Raw genomic sequence first — 18,447 nt, 5'->3', positions numbered from 1 at the left:
TCGTCGCCGGGCCAAACGAAACAGACTGCCGCCCAATGTCCGATGTGAATATTTGTCCACGGAACTATTCGGGTCCGTTCGCGATCATGTTAACTTCCGTCCATCGTCCAGACCGGCGGGCCACATATCGATGCGCGCCCGCATGCCCACCCATGCGACATTTCCTGCTCGGCTGGCTGCTCGCCGCCGTCGTATCGATCGCCCACGCGGCTTCTTCTGCACCGGCCGCCGCATCGGCTGCCTCCGGCGCCGCGCCGGCACTGACGCCGCAACAGGCGCAGCAGGCCCTCTCCGTCCTGCAAAACCCGCGCGAACGCGAACAGGTCGAAACGACGCTGCGGGCGATCGCGGCCGTCGGCGTGCTCACCACGCCCGCACTTCCGGCGAGCGCCGCGGCACCGGCCAGCGCGGCATCGGCCTCCGCCGCCACCGCCACGCTCACGACGAACGGGCTCGCATCGATGCTCGTCCGGCAGGGAGCACGTTGGGCAGGCGAAATCGGCGGCGCGCTGAACGAATCGCTGCGCTCGTTGCTCGATGTCGGCTCGGTCGGCGTGTGGTGGCACGAGCGGCTGGTACGCGCAGACGAACGCGCGGATCTCATGCGTTCGCTCTTCGTCATCCTTGCCGTGCTCGTGCCCGCGATCGTCGTCGAGTGGTTCGCGAAGCGGCTGCTGCGGCGCGCGCTGGCCGCCCTGGGAACGCGTCGTGCGGAATCATCGCGGCGCGCCGAGCACGAGCCGGCCACACCGGCAGACTCTGCGGCATCGGCGCCGGGCACCGCCAGCGCGGACGGCACCGCCACGCCCGATACGTCGTCGCAAGGCCGCGGCCATGCGCGGCGCCACACCACGCTGCTGCGCCGCATGCCGCGCGCGCTGGTCAGCCTCGCGCTGCGCGTGGTGCCGCTGCTGGTGTTCGTCGGTGTCGCGAGCCTGGCGATGTCGGTGCTCGACGGCGCCGGCACGCCGACCGATACCGCACTCGAATCGCTGATCGACATCTACGTGATCTGCCGCCTCGTGACAATCGTCAGCCGGCTGTTCTTCCAGCCCGATGCGCGGCAGTTGCGGCTTCTGCACGTCAGCGACGCATGGGCCGCGATCGCGCAGCGCTCGATCACGCGGATCGTGATCGTCGTCGGCGTCTGCACCGCCGCGGTCGAGATCGCCGCGACCTTTGGCCTCAGCGATGCCGGTCACGTCGCGCTGCTGAAGGCCGTCGCGCTCGTCGGCCACTTGATGGTCTCCGCGCTGATTCTCAGGTGCCGCCAGCCGGTCGCTGCCCGCATCCGCGCGGCCGGCGACGAACGACCGGCCTTTGCGATGGTCGGCAACGCGCTCGCCGATGCGTGGGCGCCCGTGTCGGTGTTCGTCGTGATGGCGCTGTGGTTCGTGTGGGCGCTCGACGTGCATAACGGCTACCGCGTGCTGATCACGCTCGGCGGCCGCTCGATCGCCGTGATGATCGGCATGCGAATCGTGTCGATCGTCGTGTTCGGCGCGCTCGCACGGCTGTTCCAGCGCCGCGACGACGATCGCACGCTGGTCCACCTGCACGCGTACCGCTACTACCCGCTGATGCGCCAGATCGTGTCGGCGGTGATCGCGGTCGTGACCATCGTGCTGCTGCTGCAGATCTGGGGCGTGCCGATCTTCCATGCGTTTCAAGCCGGTACGATCGGCCATCGGCTCGCGTCGGCGCTGATCACGATCGCGATCGCGGCCGTCGTCGCGTTGATCGTCTGGGAAGCCGCGAACATCGCGATCGAACGCCGCCTTCAGCAGTGGACGCGCGAAGGCAACCTCGTGCGCGCGGCGCGGCTGCGCACGCTGCTGCCGATGCTGCGTTCGCTGCTGTTCATCATGATCGCGCTCGTCGTCGTACTGACGGGCCTCAGCGAGATCGGCGTGAACATCGGCCCGCTGCTCGCGGGCGCCAGCATCTTCGGCGTCGCGCTCGGCTTCGGCTCGCAGAAGCTCGTGCAGGATTTCATCACCGGGATTTTCCTGCTGATGGAGAACGCGATGCAGGTGGGCGACTGGGTCACGCTCGCCGGCGTGTCCGGCACCGTGGAATACCTGTCGATTCGCACCGTGCGGCTTCGCGCGGGCGACGGGTCGCTGTACACGATCCCGTTCAGCTCGGTGACGACCGTCAACAACACGAATCGCGGGCTCGGCAACGCGGCCGTCAAGGTCAGCATCGCATACGGCCAGGACATCGATCGTGCGATCGCGACGCTGAAGGAAATCGGCGCCGCGTTGCGCGACGATCCGAACTACAAGGACGGCATCCTGTCGGATTTCAGCTACTGGGGCATCGACCAGGTCGACGGCGCGACGATCGCGCTGGCCGGACAGATCCAGTGCAAGGACTCGGCACGCTGGGGCGTGCAGCGCGAATTCAACCGGCGTATCGCGGTGCTGTTCGGCGAGCGCGGAATTCGAATCGCGAATCCGCAGCGCAGCGTCGTGGCGTATGAAGACGGTTCGCGGCCGGTGGCGCCCGCGAACGACGAGGACGGCGACCATACCGTCGGCACGCCGCCCGCCGAAGCGCCGCCGCCCGCCGAAGCGGACCGCAAGCCGGACTGATCTGATCGTGCGCATGCCGTCGGCCCGGCCACCGCGCGTCGCACCGTGCCGCCGACATCGAACGACAGATAGCCGCGCTCGACACGCGGCGATTTTCTTCATGCGCTGAACGCGCTTTGCCGCGTCGCCGTCCCGCCCGGCCTCGCGTATCGTCGACCCGTTGTGTCATCCGGTCGCGTCGCCGCGCGGTGCGATCCATCACGATGCGGTGCCCATTCTCGCGAGGCTGTCGCCGGCCGGCTCGCGACCAGCCGCCGATCTGATCGGGTCACCCAATGCGCTCCCCGGCAGAAGACGGGTGCCGGTGATTCGAGTGACCTCTCGAATATGGTTCGCTCATTACGAATCCAATCGCGAATTATTCGACCGACGTGACCGCGATTGCATCCGTTTTCTGAGTTGAAAATTACAAAACACCTCAAGACTTTTCAAAAACATTTCACCTTATTCAATCTAACTTTGTTTCATATAATCAGAAAAAGTTTGACACCGAACTTTCGTTCTTGATACCGTCCGATGCAAGCAATCCGACGAATTGCCAACACGCAATCGTTCCTGCTCGACGCATCTCGTTTCCGCCGCACCGAAGTTCTCGCCGCCGATCGTCGTCTCACGTGTCGGCGCATGCAACATCCCGATGCATTCATTTGGGCAGCTGCCATCCGGCAGCAAGCCGAAGGACCGAATCAGATGAGCAGGACTCCAAAACTGTTGCTCTAGCCATCCCGCCTGCATCAGGCCTGCGGGCGCGGCCGATTCGCATCGCGGCGCAGCGCCTCCTTCACCGAGCATTCCAGCATTTCGCCCCCGGTGGATCACCACCCGCCGGGTCGGGCGAAAGGCCCCGTCGCGTCCGCGCCATCCGCGTGAGCGCGACGGATATCGGCGGCGCACGATCCGCACCGCCGTCGACCGTTGTTGTTCGTGCAGTTCGATGTTCAACCGGAGGGGTAATTCAAAATGAATCAGGTTGCAGACAAGAAACAAAAACACATCCGCATCGCCAGGCTCGCCTTCGCCGCGGCAGCGGCCGCGTCGTTCGGCATGACGGCCGTCCATGCCGCACCGGCCGCCGGCTGGACGGAAACGCGCACCAAGGGATTCCTGCCGCTCGTCCAGCAGGGAGAAAGCAGCAGTACCGCCGGCGCGCCGGCGGCCAGCACCGCCGCCGCGGCCTCCGCTGCCACCGAGATGGCGCCCGGCGAATCGGTCGACATCGTGCTCGGGTTGAACCTGCGCAACGAAGCGCAACTCGACCAGTACCTGCACGACCTGCATACGCCCGGCTCGCCCCACTACAGGCAGTTCCTCACGTCGGCCCAGTTCGCCGCGCAATACGCGCCGACCGACCAGCAGGTCGCCGCCGTCGTCGCGCACCTGCGCCAGGCCGGCTTCGTCAACATCGTGGTCGCGCCGAACCGCCTGCTCGTGTCCGCGTCGGGCACCGCGGCAACGGTCAAATCGGCGTTCCGCACGACGCTCAAGCGCTTCACGCGCAACGGCCGCAGCGTCTATGCCAACACCGATGCCGCGCAGGTGCCGAATTCGATCGGCGGCATCGTCGGCGCCGTGCTGGGCCTGCAGAACGTCGAGCTCATGCACACCGGCGCGGGCAGCAAGCCGCAAGGCAACACCAGCAACCTGACGATTCCGGCAGGCGCATCCGCGGTGCCGCACAATCCGACGGAATTCTCGTCGCTCTACGGCGGCGACGGCACGCCGACAGCCTCGCAGACCACCGTCGGCATCATCTCCGAGGGCGACCTGTCGCAAACGGTCAGCGACCTCAACACGTTCGCCGCGAACAACGGTCTCGGCACGATCAGCAGCAGCGTCGTGCAGACCGGTCCGTCGGGTAGTTCGTACACCGATACGTCCGGCACCGTCGAATGGAACCTCGACAGCCAGTCGATCGTCGGCGCCGCCGGCGGCAGCGTGAAGCAGGTCGTGTTCTACGTGGCACCGTCGATGACGCTCACGGCAATCACCGCCGCATACAACAAGGCAGTGAGCGACAACGTCGCGAAGGTCATCAACGTGTCGCTCGGCGTGTGTGAATCGTCCGCGTACAGCACCGGCTCGCAGGCGACCGACGACACCATTTTCAAGCAGGCCGTTGCGCAGGGGCAGACCTTCTCCGTGTCGGCCGGCGACCACGGCGCGTACGAATGCGCGAGCGGCACGCCGTCGCGCTCGACCTACACGGTGAGCGAGCCCGCGACGTCGCCGTACGTGATCGCGGTGGGCGGCACGACGTTGTTCACCAACACGTCGACCAACACGTACAACAGCGAAATCGTGTGGAACGATCCGAGCTGGCAGCCCGGCACCGTGTGGTCGACGGGCGGCGGCTACAGCAAGTACGAAGCCGCGCCGTCGTGGCAATCGTCGAGCCTCACCGGGTCGACCAAGCGCGCACTGCCGGACGTCGGCTTCGACGCCGACCTGCGCACCGGCGCGATTCTCGTGGTGAACGGCCAGACGTCCGACACGCTGTGGGGTTCGGGTTACCTCAACAACGAAGGCGGCACGAGCCTCGCCGCGCCGATCTTCACCGGCATCTGGGCGCGGCTGCAATCGGCCAACAACAACGCGCTCGGCTTCCCGGCGTCGAGCATCTACAAGTACTTCCCGAGCAATGCGGCGCTGGTGCACGACGTGACGTCCGGCAACAACGGCAGCGGCACGTACGGCTACAAGGCGAAGGCCGGCTGGGACGCGACGACGGGCTTCGGCAGCGTCAACATCTCGAAGCTGAACGCGTTCATCCAGGGCACGTCCGATTTCGCGCGGTAATCGGGCAATGAGCGATGCGGCTCCGGGTGCGGATCGTTTGCGCACCCGGGGCCGTGTCGGCGCAACGGCGCACCGCGCCGGATCGACGCGGTGCGGCGGCGCGCGCTGCCTGCGCCAGCCGCGGGCACGCGGGCACGCGGAATCACAGCTGCGATTCGATCGGAAACAAGCCGAGAAACCACACCTCCATGCGCCGCGCGGCCGAAACTTCCGGTTCGTGATCGAGCTCGGTCACTTTCCCGTCCGCGTCAGTCTGAATCCACTTCAGCCGCCCCTTTCCGGCCGGGTCGGTCCTCGATTCGACTCGCCACGCGATGCGGTCGAGCCGCGGCTCCAGATCCGTCGCGACCTCCGACGCAATCGCCGGGCTCTCGCAGTAAACACCGATCTCGGTATTGAGATTCAACGAGCGCGGATCGAGATTCATCGAACCGATGAAGATGCTCTTGCGATCGAACACGTAGGTCTTCGCATGGAGCGAAGCGCGCGACGAGCCGATGATGACCTGCTTCGAGATGCTCTTGTCGCCGGACGGCCGCCGTTCGTAAAGTCTTACGCCGGCTTCCAGCAGCGCACTTCGATAGCGCCGGTAACCGGCATGCACGGCCGCGACGTCGGTCGATGCGAGCGAGTTGGTCAGGATCGTCACGCGCACGCCGCGTGCCGTGAGCGCGTGCAGCCGTTCGACCATGTCCTTGCCCGGCACGAAGTATGGCGACACGATCAGCAGTTCCTGCTCGGGCCGCAACGCGAGCGCGCGCAGTTGCGGCATCAGGTGCCCGTCGCTGTCCTTCGGCGAGCGTGCGATCTTCGCCGGATCGTCGTACAGGACGGTCGCCCGCCCCCAGGAAAGCTCGGTGCCCTGACCGTGCACGATCTGGTCGAGCCTCTGTCGCGCCTCGAGCACGTACGGATTGTCCTCCATCGCGCGCAGGTAATCGCGCAGCCGTTCGCGCTCGCGGTCCAGTCCGTCCGGGGCCGCGTCGTGCCCGACCAGCGCATCGATCGGATACGCGTACGGCGAATTCCAGAACGTATCGAATTCGGTCGAGATGTCGCGCACGACGGGGCCGTGCACGACCACATCGAGATCGCCGAACTCCAGCATCGACGACGCACCGAAATACTCGTCGCCGATATTGCGGCCGCCGACGATCGCCGCCTGGTTGTCCGCGATCATCGCCTTGTTGTGCATGCGCCGGTTCACGCGCGAGAATTCGAGCACCGTGCCGATCTTCTTGAAGTGGCGTGTGGCGACCGGGTTGAAGAGCCGGATCTCGATGTTCGGATGCGAGCTGATCTCGAGCAGCTTGCGGTCGTCCGCGTTCGTCCCGAGATCGTCGAGCAGCGCACGCACGCGAACCCCGCGATCGGCGGCGCGGATGATCGCGTCCGCGAGCTCGTGTCCGGTCAGGTCGTCGTGCCAGATGTAGTACTGAAGGTCCAGCGAGCGGTCGGCCCGATCGGCGAGCAGCACGCGCGCGTCCAGCGCATCGACGGGGTCGCGCAGCAGATGAAACGCGTCCTGCCCCGGATGGGCAGCGGCCTGCTGGCGGAACGCGATGGCAAGGCGGGTGGTTTCCGTATCGGTGAATGCGTGCGTTTGCGCGCGCCCGGCCTGCGGCGGCAGGCTCGCGCATGCGGCAAGCATCAGCAACGACAGAATCGCACTCCACGAACGCAACATGATCATGATGGCCGCCCCACTGTCAGGCGAAGTCTGCTTGTGTTTGTTCTGGCTGCCGGACGGAACGCGGCGCTGGCCCCGGTTCGCGCGCTCGCCGATGCTCGATCGTGCGCGCCGACCGGGCTACAGCATACTTCGATTGATGGCGGGACGGCACGCTGCGCGCGCTTTCCCGGTGGCGGCGATGCGACACGCGACGCCGGCGTGAGCGCATTCAACACGCGCGACACATTCGGGTAGCGTGCAAAAGAAAAACCCGCGAGGCTTTGCGGCGTCGCGGGTTTCGAGACTTCCCCGGATAACCGTGGAAGCGAATCTGGTGGGCCCCCCGGGAGTCGAACCCGGCACCAACGAATTATGAGTTCGCTGCTCTAACCAAGCATGAGCTAGGGGCCCAGACGGGAAGCAACGTGTGCTACACGCCACCCCGGCAACGAAGCCGGGCCGGCATTGTAACAACAAAGACGCCCAAGAGGACAAACGCCACCGGCATCACGCGGATACCGGCGGCGTTCGCAGTCAAGACGCTGGAAATCAGTTCCCTTCGAGGAACGACTTCAGCTTGTCGGAACGGCTCGGGTGACGCAGCTTGCGCAGCGCCTTGGCCTCGATCTGACGGATCCGCTCGCGGGTGACGTCGAACTGCTTGCCGACTTCCTCGAGCGTGTGATCGGTGCTCATCTCGATACCGAAACGCATCCGCAACACCTTCGCCTCGCGCGGCGTCAGCGAATCGAGGACATCCTTCACGACGTCGCGCATGCTTGCATGCAGCGCGGCATCCGCCGGCGCGACCGTGTTGTTGTCCTCGATGAAATCGCCGAGATGGGAATCGTCGTCGTCGCCGATCGGCGTTTCCATCGAGATCGGCTCCTTCGCGATCTTCATGATCTTGCGGATCTTGTCTTCCGGCATCTCCATCTTCTCGGCAAGCGTTGCCGGATCCGGCTCGAGACCGGTTTCCTGCAGGATCTGCCGCGAGATGCGGTTCATCTTGTTGATCGTTTCGATCATGTGAACCGGAATACGGATCGTGCGCGCCTGGTCCGCGATCGAGCGCGTGATGGCCTGGCGGATCCACCACGTCGCATAGGTCGAGAACTTGTAGCCGCGACGGTATTCGAACTTGTCCACCGCCTTCATCAGGCCGATGTTGCCTTCCTGAATCAGATCGAGGAACTGCAGGCCGCGGTTCGTGTACTTCTTCGCGATCGAGATCACGAGACGCAGGTTCGCCTCGGTCATTTCACGCTTCGCCTGACGTGCCTTCAGTTCGCCGGCCGCCATCTGGCGGTTGGTTTCCTTCAGGTCCTTCAGCGGCAGCACGACGCGCGCCTGCAGGTCGAGCAGACGCTGCTGCTGTTCGCGGATCGCCGGGATGTTGCGCGACAGGACCGCGCTGTACGAATGACCTTCGGCCGCGATCTTCTCGGCCCAGTCGAGATCCGTCTCGCTGCCCGGGAAGCGCGCGATGAATTCCGAACGCGGCATGCCGCACTTGTCGACGACGATGTGCAGGATCTGACGCTCGACCTGGCGAACTTCGTCCACTTGCGCACGCAGCGTGTCGCACAGACGCTCGACGGTACGCGCGGTAAAGCGGATCGTCATCAGTTCGCTCTGGATCGTTTCCTGCGCCTTCAGGTAGGACTTCGACTTGTAGCCTTCCTTCTCGAACGCGCGGCGCATCTTGTCGAACCACTCGCTGATCTGCGAGAACTTCTCGAGCGACGCGCGCTTGAGGGCTTCGAGCTGGGCGGCGTTGGCGGTTGCCTGGGCGGCACCGTCATCGTCCTCCTCTTCCTCTTCTTCCTCTTCCTCTTCGGCTTCCTCGTCCTCGTTCTCGATCGCTTCGGCTTCCTTAGCCGAGAAACCGTCCGTATCGGCGGAGTCCGAAGCATTCGGATCGAGCAGGCCGTCGACGAGCTCGTCGACGCGGATCTCTTCGTTCGCGACGCGCTCGGCCATCGCGAGGATGTCGGCGATCGTCGTCGGGCACGCGGAAATTGCCATCACCATGTGGCGCAGGCCGTCCTCGATCCGCTTCGCGATCTCGATTTCGCCTTCGCGCGTGAGCAGCTCGACCGTGCCCATCTCGCGCATGTACATCCGGACCGGATCGGTCGTGCGGCCGAATTCCGAATCGACGGTCGACAGCGCGACTTCCGCTTCTTCCTCGACTTCATCGTCCGACGACGCGGCCGGCGCGTTGTCGTTCAGGAGCAGCGTTTCCGCGTCCGGCGCCTGCTCGTAAACCGCCACGCCCATGTCGTTGAACGTGCCGATGATGCCTTCGAGGGCTTCGGTCTCGGTGAAGTTGTCCGGCAGGTGGTCGTTGATTTCGGCATACGTGAGGAAGCCGCGCTCCTTGCCGAGCTTGATCAGCGCGCGCAGCTTCACGCGGCGCTCTTCGAGCTCCTCGGCCGTGCCGGGCGTGCTCGTCGCGAACGCTTCCTTCAGCAGCGCCTTTTCCTTGGCGCGACGATCGCGCACCTTGGATTTGCCCGGGGCAGCCGCGGCTGCGGGCTGCTCGTCGCTCTGATTTGCGTCGTCATCGACGGATACTTCGTTCAGCTTTTTGGTCATGGAGTTCGCCGTACCGGCTATATCGACTCGCGGCTGCTGGACGACAGCCGGTTGAACCGTGGGTGCATGAGTAGTACGTACTGCCGTTTCGTCCGCGGCGGCAGTCGTGTCCCTTGCGCTTTTCGCACTTGCCCGCTTCGCCGCCGGCTTGGCCGGCCCGGAGTCGGGTCTGGCGGCAGCCCGTGTTCTGGCTGCCGGCGCCGGCGCAGCCTGAGCAGTGCCGGCCGCGGTTTTCTTTCCTGCAGGGGCTGACGTGGCTGAAGACGTTGTCCTGGTGGAAGAAGCAGACTTGGCCGCTGTGACCTTCGTGGTCGGCTCCGTCGAGCCCTTGCCCGTTGCTTTCTTTCCGCCTGTCGTCTTTGCCATCGCGAATCTCGCCTCTGCTTAGAAAACAAACCGCTGGAAACCTTATATTATAGCACGCTGGGGCGTCCTCTCCCGACGCCCCGGCCGCCTACAGCCCGAGCCGACGCTTCATGTCGGTTCGCTGCTGGTTCAATTCCGTCAATTCAGCCAGTTCCTCGGGTGTGAAATTGGACTGCCGCGCAAGCCGATCGAGCCTGTCGCAGCAGGCGTCATAGCGCATCTTCAGCACTGCGGCCTGCAACTCCTCGCCCGCGATCCGTTCCTGCTCACGCTGCCGCTCGGGCACCGTCTCGTCTTCCGGATTCTGTAACAGCAAATCGCGGACGTTTTCATCATAGTCCAGAATTTCGCGGAAGATTTCCTCGTAAGTCGCCGCGTTCGAGGACGTCCGCAGGACATCCGACAGCAGCCGGAACTCGGCGCCGTCGCCCAGCGCACGCGCATGCTCGACGACTTCGGCGAACAGCTCGCCGATCCGCGGCAGCGCACACAGGGTCGCAAGCTGTTCGTCGTCGAGCTGCGATGCGATTCGCGGATGCATGACGAGCGTGCGCAACGCGCGCTTTTCGCTGTCCGTCACGCGCCGCCGCTCGCTGCGCGCGGGCGCCTGGCGCGCGGGCGCAGCGATGCGCGCATCGACCTCCGACAGGGCCGCGACTTCCTCGAACGGGATATCGAGCCGGTCGGCGAACATGTGCATGATCTGCGCGCGCAACGCATTCGCCGGCAGCGCCTGCAGCAACGGCTTCGCGTCGAACAACGCCTTCGCACGCCCTTCCGGCTGGTCGAGCGCCTTGCCGGCAATTGCTTCGTTCAACAGAAATTGTGACAGCGGCATCGCGCGCTCGACCTGCTCGGAAAACGCGTCCGCGCCGAATTCGCGCACGTAGCTGTCCGGATCGTGCTCGGGCGGCAGGAAAAGGAATCGGATCGTCCGGTTGTCCGCCGCATGCGGCAGGCACGCCTCGAGCGCGCGGCGCGCCGCACGCCGGCCGGCCGAGTCGCCGTCGAAGCTGAAAATCACCGTATCGGTCTGGCGCAGCAATTTCTGCACGTGGATCGGCGTGCATGCCGTGCCGAGCGTCGCGACCGCGTTCGGGAAGCCGAGCTGCGCGAGCGCGACGACGTCCATGTAGCCTTCGACGACCAGCACGTACTTGCGCTCGCGGATCGCGAGGCGCGCCTCGAACAGCCCGTACAGTTCACTGCCCTTGTTGAACAGCGGCGTTTCGGGCGAATTCAGGTACTTCGGCTCGCCGCTGCCGAGCACGCGGCCGCCGAACCCGATCACCTGCCCCTTCACGTTGCGGATCGGGAACATGATCCGCTCGCGGAACCGGTCGTAGCGTCGCGCGACGCCCTGCGCATCGGTTTTCTCGCTGACGATCACGAGCCCCGATTCGACGAGCGAGTCGTCGCGGTAGTCCGGGAACGCGGCTTCGAGGTTCTGCCAGCCGTCCGGCGCATAGCCGAGCCCGAAGCGCGCAGCGATCTCGCCGGTCAGGCCCCGGTTCTTCAGATACTGGATCGCGACCGTCGCGCCGCGCAATTGCTTGCGGTAGTAGTCGCACGCGGCGGACATCACGTCGGACAGCGCGGTCGCGACCGATTTCGACACGGGCGCCGGATAGTCGCCGCCGCCCGCAGCGCCTCCGCCACCGCGCATCGACGGCTCGTGCGGCACGGTCAGCCCGACCGATTGCGCGAGCTCCTGCACGGCTTCCGGAAACGTGAGCCCCGCGTGTTCCATCAGGAAACCGATCGCCGTGCCGTGCGCGCCGCAGCCGAAGCAGTGATAGAACTGCTTGGTCGGGCTGACGGTAAACGACGGGCTCTTCTCGTTGTGGAACGGGCACAATCCCATGAAGTTCGCGCCGCCCTTCTTGAGCTGCACGTACCGGCCCACCACGTCGACGATATCGACGCGGTTCAGCAAATCCTGCAGGAACGAATGCGGAATCACCGTGGGATCGAGCGAAAAAAGACAATACGACGCCCCGGCGCACGCGCATGCGGCGCCGGAAAGCGGGTTTTACTTCGACAGCGCGGCCTTGACCTGCGCGGAAACGGCCGTCATGTCGGCCCGGCCCGCGAGCTTGCCCTTCAGCACACCCATCACCTTGCCCATGTCCTGCGGGCCGGCTGCCCCGGTTGCAGCGACCGCGGCCTGGACTTCGGCGGCTACTTCCGCGTCCGACAACTGCGCCGGCATGTAGGCGGCCAGCACCGTCAGTTCCGCCTGCTCCTTCTCGACGAGATCGTCGCGGCCGGCAGCCTGGAACTGGCTGATCGAGTCCTTGCGCTGCTTGATCATCTTGTCGATCACGGCGGTAATGCCCGCGTCGTCGAGGGTCACCCGATCATCGACTTCGCGCTGCTTGATCGCGGCCAGCAGCAGGCGAATCGTCGCCAGACGCTCGCTTTCCTTTGCGCGCATCGCGGCCTTCATGTCTTCGCTGATCTGCTCTTTCAAACTCATCTTGCACCCGGGATGAAAACGTGACTTCGGCACCCGCGAACGGGCGTCAACACAAAAACCCGCTTGGGACTAAGTCTCAAGCGGGTTGCTCGAATCCGGCATCGGCGACTCGCGGCCCCGAATCGAGGCCGATCGTGCGGAGCTCGCCGGTGCGCCGCTCAGCGAACCGCGCGGCGCTCAATCTTTCAGTACAGCTTCTTCGGCAGCGTCTGGCTGCGGATCCGCTTGTAATGACGCTTCACCGCGGCAGCCTTCTTGCGCTTGCGCTCGGCGGTCGGCTTCTCGTAAAACTCCCGCGCACGAAGCTCGGTCAGCAGACCGTTCTTCTCGATCGTGCGCTTGAAGCGGCGCATGGCGACTTCGAACGGCTCGTTTTCTTTAACGCGAATGATCGTCATGATCCGACACGAATAAAGGTTTGCAGGGAAGACTCATGAGTATAGCAGAGCGCCGCGCAAAGACATAAGGGCCGGGTTCCGTCAACGGCGGGCCGGCGCCGCCGTGTCAGGCGCTCCGCGCAAACTCCGCCGCCGCCTGCCCGGCCGCCGTGCCGGACGCCCACGCCCACTGGAAGTTGTAGCCGCCGAGCCAGCCCGTCACGTCCACGGCCTCGCCGATGAAGAACAGCCCCGGCACCCGCGCGCTCATCATCGTCGCCGACGACAGTTCGCGCGTATCGACGCCGCCCTTCGTCACCTCGGCCTTCTTGTAGCCTTCGGTGCCGTTCGGCGTCAACGTCCAGCCGGACAGCGCGTCGCCGATCTGGCGCAGCGTCTTGTCGGGCAGATCCGCGAGCCGTGCATCGGCCGCGACGCGGTGCGTGTCGAGCCAGACGTGAGCGAGGCGCGACGGCACCCAGTCCGCGAGCAGCGAGCCGATCTGGCGCTTCGACGTGCGCTTCGCGTCGAGCAGGTCGGCCACCGCGTCGCGTTGCGGCAACAGGTCGATGCGGATCGGGTCGCCCGGCTGCCAGTAGCTCGAAATCTGCAGGATGCCGGGGCCCGACAGTCCGCGATGGGTCAGCAGCAGATCCTCGACGAATTCGCCGCCGCGCTTCTTGTCGCCGGTCGACACGCGCACTTCGAGCGACACGCCGGACAGCGCCGCGAACGGTTCCCAGTCTTGCTGCGCGAAGGTGAGCGGCACGAGCGCGGGCCGCGTATCGACGAGCTTGTGGCCGAACTGCTTCGCGAGCCGGTAGCCGAAGTCGGTCGCGCCGATCTTCGGGATCGACAGGCCGCCCGTGGCGACGATCAGCGCGCGTGCGCGGATCGGCCCTGCCTGCTGCGTGTCGAGCGTAAAACCGTCGGCGGGCGCGTGGCGCACCGCGTCGACGACCACCGGCCGGCGCCACGCAATGCCGCCCGCGTCGCATTCGTGCTTCAGCACGTCGATGATCGCGTCGCTGCCGTGATCGCAAAAGAGCTGCCCCTTGTGCTTTTCGTGCCAGGTGACGTGATGGCGCTTGAGCAGGCCGAGGAAGTCGCGCGGCGTATAGCGCGCAAGCGCCGAACGTGCGAAATGCGGATTCGACGACAGGTAGTTGTCGGGGCCCGCGTAGAGATTCGTGAAGTTGCAGCGGCCGCCGCCCGAGATGCGGATTTTCTCGGCGAGCCGCGGCGCGTGATCGATCAGCACCACGCGGCGGCCGAGTTGCCCGGCGACCGCGGCGCTCATCATCCCGGCGGCGCCCGCGCCGATCACGGCGATATCGTAAGTTTCCATGGCGCGGATTGTACCTGCCCGGTCGCGCGGGCGGGCCGCCGCAGGCGGCAGCGGGCCATCGCCTGCTATAATTTGCGGTTACGTTGATCTTCCCGCGGCGCGCTCGATGCAGTGCGCCCCACTCTTGCCCATGCTCGTTCTCGGCATCGAAAGCTCCTGCGACGAAACCGGTCTCGCGCTGTACGACACGCAGCGCGGCCTGCTCGCGCACGCGCTTCATTCGCAGATCGCGATGCACCGCGAATACGGCGGCGTCGTGCCCGAGCTCGCATCGCGCGACCACATCCGACGCGCGCTGCCGTTGCTCGAGGAAGTCATGGCGCAAAGCGACACGCGCCGCGAGGACATCGACGCGATCGCATTCACCCAAGGCCCCGGCCTCGCCGGCGCGCTGCTGGTCGGCGCGAGCATCGCGAATGCGCTCGCGCTGGCATGGAACAAGCCGACCGTCGGCATCCATCACCTCGAAGGCCACCTGCTGTCCCCGCTGCTCGTCGACGAGCCGCCGCCGTTCCCGTTCATCGCGCTGCTGGTGTCGGGCGGCCACACGCAATTGATGCGCGTGACCGACGTCGGCGTGTACGAAACGCTCGGCGAGACGCTCGACGACGCGGCCGGCGAAGCATTCGACAAGACGGCAAAGCTGATCGGCCTCGGCTATCCGGGCGGCCCGGAAGTATCGAAGCTTGCGGAAACGGGCACGCCGGGCGCCGTCGTGCTGCCGCGCCCGATGCTCCATTCGGGCGATCTCGATTTCAGCTTCAGCGGCCTGAAGACGGCCGTGCTCACGCAGATGAAGAAGTTCGAGGCGGCAAAACTCGAAGGCGAAGCGCTCGAACGTGCGAAAGCCGATCTCGCGCGCGGCTTCGTCGACGCGGCCGTCGACGTGCTCGTCGCGAAGTCGCTCGCCGCACTCAAGAAGACGAAGCTCAAGCGCCTCGTGGTCGCGGGCGGCGTCGGCGCGAACCGCCAGTTGCGTGCCGCGCTGTCGGCTGCTGCGGCCAAGCGCGGCTTCGACGTGCACTATCCGGATCTCGCGCTCTGCACCGACAACGGCGCGATGATCGCGCTGGCCGGCGCGCTGCGGCTCGGCCGCTGGCCCGAGCAGGCGAACGCCGATTACGCGTTCACGGTGAAGCCGCGCTGGGATCTGGCGTCGCTCGCACGCTGATTCGCACGACGCACCGGCACGCATCGAGATTCACCCGCCAAAAACACAAAGGCCGCTCGTTCTCGAGCGGCCTTTTTCGTTGCAGCGGCAAAACGCCGCAGCGGCATGACGTTACGCAGCGTGCCGCTTGTCGCGCTCGATCAGCGCATACGCGCTGTGATTGTGGATCGACTCGAAATTCTCGGCCTCGAGCACGTAGGCGATCACGCGCTCGTCCGCATCGAGACGCTGAGCGACGTCGCGCACCAGATCCTCGACGAACTTCGGGTTTTCGTACGCACGCTCCGTGACGAACTTCTCGTCCGGACGCTTCAGCAGGCCCCACAGCTCGCACGACGCCTCTTCCTCCGCGATGCGGATCAGCGCTTCGACCGGCAGGTCGGCGGCGAGCTCGGCGTCGATCGTCACGTGCGAGCGCTGGTTGTGCGCGCCGTACTGCGAGATCTTCTTCGAGCACGGGCACAGGCTCGTCACCGGCACAAGCACCTTGAGGAACACGCGTGCTTCGCCGTCGCGGCTTTCGCCTGCGAGCGTCACTTCATAGTCGAGCAGGCTCTGCACGCCCGACACCGGTGCCGTCTTGTTCACGAAGTACGGGAACGTGACTTCGATGCGGCCAGCCTCGGCTTCCAGCTTCTCGAGCATCGACGCGAGCATCGCACGGAAGCGCTCGACCGTCAGCGGCGCGCGATTCTCCTCGAGCAACGCGACGAAGCGCGACATGTGCGTGCCCTTCTGATCGGCAGGCAGGCGCACGTCGAGATTCCAGACGCCGACGGTCGGCTGCACGTCGCCGCTCTCGGTGCGTACCGTCAACGGATGCCGGACCGCCTTCACGCCCACGCGCTGAATCGGAATCTGGCGGGTATCCACCGTGCTCTGCACGTCGGGCATCACGAAGGCGGGATTCATCTGGTTCATCTTGTTCAATCCTTGTAAGCCGCGCGTCCGACGACGCGCACGCCGCGCCATGCGGCAGCCGGAAAAGCAACATGGGCCCGCAGGCCCATGTTTTCCGCATCAATGGTGACCGGTTGCGCCAGTCGCACCGACGCCGCCCGCAGGCGGCGCCAGCTTATGCGACCCGCTTCGCCTGACCGGCGACATCGGCCGCCGGGCTCAGGAAGCGTTCGCGAATCGATTTCGCAATGCCCGCGCCGTCGAGGCCGCATTGCGACAGCAGCTTCGCGGGATCGCCGTGATCGATGAACTGGTCAGGGAGGCCCAATTGTATTACGGGTCGGATAACCCCACTCTCCATCAGGGCTTCGACGCAGGCCGAACCCGCACCGCCCATCACGCAGCCTTCCTCGACCGTGACGAGATAATCGTGCGTCTCGGCGAGCTCGCGCACGAGCGCCGCATCGAGCGGCTTCACGAAGCGCATGTTCGCGACCGTTGCATCGAGCTCCTCGGCTGCCACGAGCGACGGCGCGACCATCGTACCGAACGCGAGGATCGCCACGCGCTTGCCTTCCGGCTGCGACGTGCGGCGGCGCACTTCACCCTTGCCGAGCGGGATTTCGGTGAATTCCTTCACCGTCGCCACGCCCGTGCCCGCGCCGCGCGGATAACGCACCGCGGTCGGGTTCGGCTGCTGGAGCGCCGTGTGCAGCATCTGACGACACTCGTTTTCGTCGGACGCGGCCATGATCGTCATGTTCGGGATGCAGCGCATGAACGCGAGATCGTACGCACCCGCGTGCGTCGCGCCGTCGGCGCCGACGAGGCCCGCGCGGTCGATCGCGAACACCACCGGCAGGTTCTGCAGCGCGACGTCGTGGATCAGCTGGTCGTATGCACGCTGCAGGAACGTCGAGTAGATCGCGACGACGGGCTTCAGCCCTTCGGTCGCGAGGCCGCCCGCGAACGTCACCGCGTGCTGCTCGGCGATGCCGACGTCGTAATAGCGATCCTTGAAGCGCTTCTCGAACTCGACCATGCCCGAGCCTTCGCGCATCGCGGGCGTAATGCCGACGACGCGCGAATCGCGCTCGGCTTCATCGCACAGCCATTCGCCGAACACCTGCGTGTACGTCTTTTTCGCGGGCGTGGCCGACGGCTTGATGCCTTCTGCCGGGTTGAACTTGCCGGGGCCGTGATAGAGCACGGGATCGGCTTCGGCGAGCTTGTAGCCCTGGCCTTTCTTCGTGACCACGTGCAGGAACTGCGGGCCGCGCAGCTCGCGGATGTTCTGCAGCGTCGGGATCAGCGAATCGAGATCGTGACCGTCGATCGGGCCGATGTAGTTGAAGCCGAACTCTTCGAACAGCGTGGCCGGCACGACCATGCCCTTCGCGTGCTCCTCGAGCTTGCGCGCGAGTTCGAGCACCGGCGGCGCCACGCTCAGCACGCGCTCGACGCCCGCACGCGCGGCCGCATAGAAGCGGCCGGACATCAGGCGGGCGAGATGGCGGTTCAGCGCGCCGACCGGCGGCGAAATCGACATGTCGTTGTCGTTGAGGATCACGAGCAGCTTCGCATCCTCCGACACACCTGCGTTGTTCATCGCCTCGAACGCCATGCCGGCCGTCATCGCGCCGTCGCCGATCACCGCGATCGAGAAGCGGTCGTCGCCGTTCAGCTGGCTGCCGATCGCCATCCCGAGCGCCGCCGAGATCGACGTGCTCGAGTGCGCGGTGCCGAACGTGTCGTATTCGGACTCGCTGCGGCGCGGGAAACCCGAGATGCCGTCGTACTGGCGCAGCGAATGCATCTGGTCGCGGCGGCCCGTCAGGATCTTGTGCGGGTAGGTCTGGTGACCCACGTCCCAGACGATCCGGTCGTTCGGCGTGTTGAACACGTAGTGCAACGCGATCGTCAGCTCGACCGTCCCGAGGTTGGACGACAGATGGCCGCCCGTCTTCGACACGCTGTCGAGCACGAACGCGCGCAGTTCATCCGCGAGCGGTTGGAGTTGGCGACGATCGAGGCGGCGCAGATCCGCCGGGTCGTCGATGGTTTTCAGCAAGTCGTACATCGTCGTTCCATTGTAGGAAATCAAACGCGCCCGCATTCTATTGCACGCACCGTAGCGTGT

At 65.7% G+C, this 18,447-nt stretch carries 12 protein-coding genes and 1 tRNA gene; 3 read left to right on the top strand and 10 right to left on the bottom strand.

Features of this window, described 5'->3' with window-relative positions; all coding sequences use genetic code 11:
• The first annotated feature begins 152 nt into the window (after nucleotides 1–152).
• Nucleotides 153–2,597 carry a mechanosensitive ion channel family protein gene (locus HW466_RS17100; RefSeq protein ID WP_174905932.1) on the top strand — a complete coding sequence of 815 codons (2,445 nt, stop codon included), beginning with the start codon at nucleotides 153–155 and terminating at the stop codon, nucleotides 2,595–2,597.
• 453 nt (nucleotides 2,598–3,050) lie between these two features.
• Here HW466_RS17100 and HW466_RS17095 read toward each other — a convergent pair whose 3' ends face one another.
• Complete coding sequence (locus tag HW466_RS17095) at nucleotides 3,051–3,656, bottom strand: hypothetical protein (RefSeq protein WP_167357953.1); 606 nt, start codon at nucleotides 3,654–3,656, stop codon at nucleotides 3,051–3,053.
• On the opposite strand from HW466_RS17095, the gene HW466_RS17090 reads away from it, so the two are divergent.
• Nucleotides 3,558–5,393: a S53 family peptidase gene (locus tag HW466_RS17090; protein ID WP_151003298.1), complete on the top strand. Its 1,836-nt coding sequence runs from the start codon at nucleotides 3,558–3,560 to the stop codon at nucleotides 5,391–5,393. The genes HW466_RS17095 and HW466_RS17090 overlap by 99 nt on opposite strands.
• 142 nt (nucleotides 5,394–5,535) lie before the next feature.
• On the opposite strand, the gene HW466_RS17085 is transcribed toward HW466_RS17090, so the two are convergent.
• From HW466_RS17085 to HW466_RS17055, 7 genes are all read right to left on the bottom strand, one after another.
• Complete coding sequence (locus tag HW466_RS17085; protein ID WP_059868533.1) at nucleotides 5,536–7,086, bottom strand: phospholipase D family protein; 1,551 nt, start codon at nucleotides 7,084–7,086, stop codon at nucleotides 5,536–5,538.
• Between the two features lie 311 nt (nucleotides 7,087–7,397).
• Nucleotides 7,398–7,476 (bottom strand) — tRNA-Ile (locus tag HW466_RS17080).
• 138 nt (nucleotides 7,477–7,614) lie between these two features.
• Entirely contained in the window at nucleotides 7,615–10,032 is a 2,418-nt protein-coding gene (rpoD, locus tag HW466_RS17075) for an RNA polymerase sigma factor RpoD (protein ID WP_081051568.1), read from the bottom strand.
• Nucleotides 10,033–10,120: 88 nt separating this feature from the next.
• The gene (gene dnaG, locus HW466_RS17070) at nucleotides 10,121–11,995 is read right to left on the bottom strand and encodes a DNA primase (RefSeq protein ID WP_059450758.1); all 1,875 of its coding nucleotides are present in this window, start codon (nucleotides 11,993–11,995) and stop codon (nucleotides 10,121–10,123) included.
• Between the two features lie 69 nt (nucleotides 11,996–12,064).
• Nucleotides 12,065–12,511 (bottom strand): GatB/YqeY domain-containing protein, encoded by a 447-nt coding sequence (locus HW466_RS17065; RefSeq protein WP_059450757.1) that lies wholly within the window; start codon nucleotides 12,509–12,511, stop codon nucleotides 12,065–12,067.
• Nucleotides 12,512–12,696: 185 nt separating this feature from the next.
• On the bottom strand, nucleotides 12,697–12,909 hold the full coding sequence (gene rpsU / locus HW466_RS17060) for a 30S ribosomal protein S21 (protein WP_006479415.1): 213 nt from the start codon (nucleotides 12,907–12,909) through the stop codon (nucleotides 12,697–12,699).
• Between the two features lie 106 nt (nucleotides 12,910–13,015).
• Nucleotides 13,016–14,245 carry a BaiN/RdsA family NAD(P)/FAD-dependent oxidoreductase gene (locus HW466_RS17055; protein ID WP_269112415.1) on the bottom strand — a complete coding sequence of 410 codons (1,230 nt, stop codon included), beginning with the start codon at nucleotides 14,243–14,245 and terminating at the stop codon, nucleotides 13,016–13,018.
• 121 nt (nucleotides 14,246–14,366) lie between these two features.
• Here HW466_RS17055 and tsaD point away from each other — a divergent pair, with 121 nt between their 5' ends.
• Nucleotides 14,367–15,407, top strand: a complete 1,041-nt coding sequence (tsaD, locus tag HW466_RS17050; protein WP_151003296.1) for a tRNA (adenosine(37)-N6)-threonylcarbamoyltransferase complex transferase subunit TsaD — start codon at nucleotides 14,367–14,369, stop codon at nucleotides 15,405–15,407.
• Nucleotides 15,408–15,518: 111 nt separating this feature from the next.
• Here tsaD and folE2 read toward each other — a convergent pair whose 3' ends face one another.
• Together folE2 and dxs are read right to left on the bottom strand one after the other, a co-directional pair.
• Nucleotides 15,519–16,328 carry a GTP cyclohydrolase FolE2 gene (folE2, locus tag HW466_RS17045; protein WP_059450754.1) on the bottom strand — a complete coding sequence of 270 codons (810 nt, stop codon included), beginning with the start codon at nucleotides 16,326–16,328 and terminating at the stop codon, nucleotides 15,519–15,521.
• A gap of 154 nt (nucleotides 16,329–16,482) precedes the next feature.
• On the bottom strand, nucleotides 16,483–18,387 hold the full coding sequence (dxs, locus tag HW466_RS17040) for a 1-deoxy-D-xylulose-5-phosphate synthase (protein ID WP_059450753.1): 1,905 nt from the start codon (nucleotides 18,385–18,387) through the stop codon (nucleotides 16,483–16,485).
• Between the last annotated feature and the right edge of the window lie 60 nt (nucleotides 18,388–18,447).

This window comes from Burkholderia territorii (assembly GCF_902833055.1).
GTDB classification, from domain to species: domain Bacteria; phylum Pseudomonadota; class Gammaproteobacteria; order Burkholderiales; family Burkholderiaceae; genus Burkholderia; species Burkholderia territorii.
This window is presented reverse-complemented; position numbering and strand designations above follow the sequence as displayed.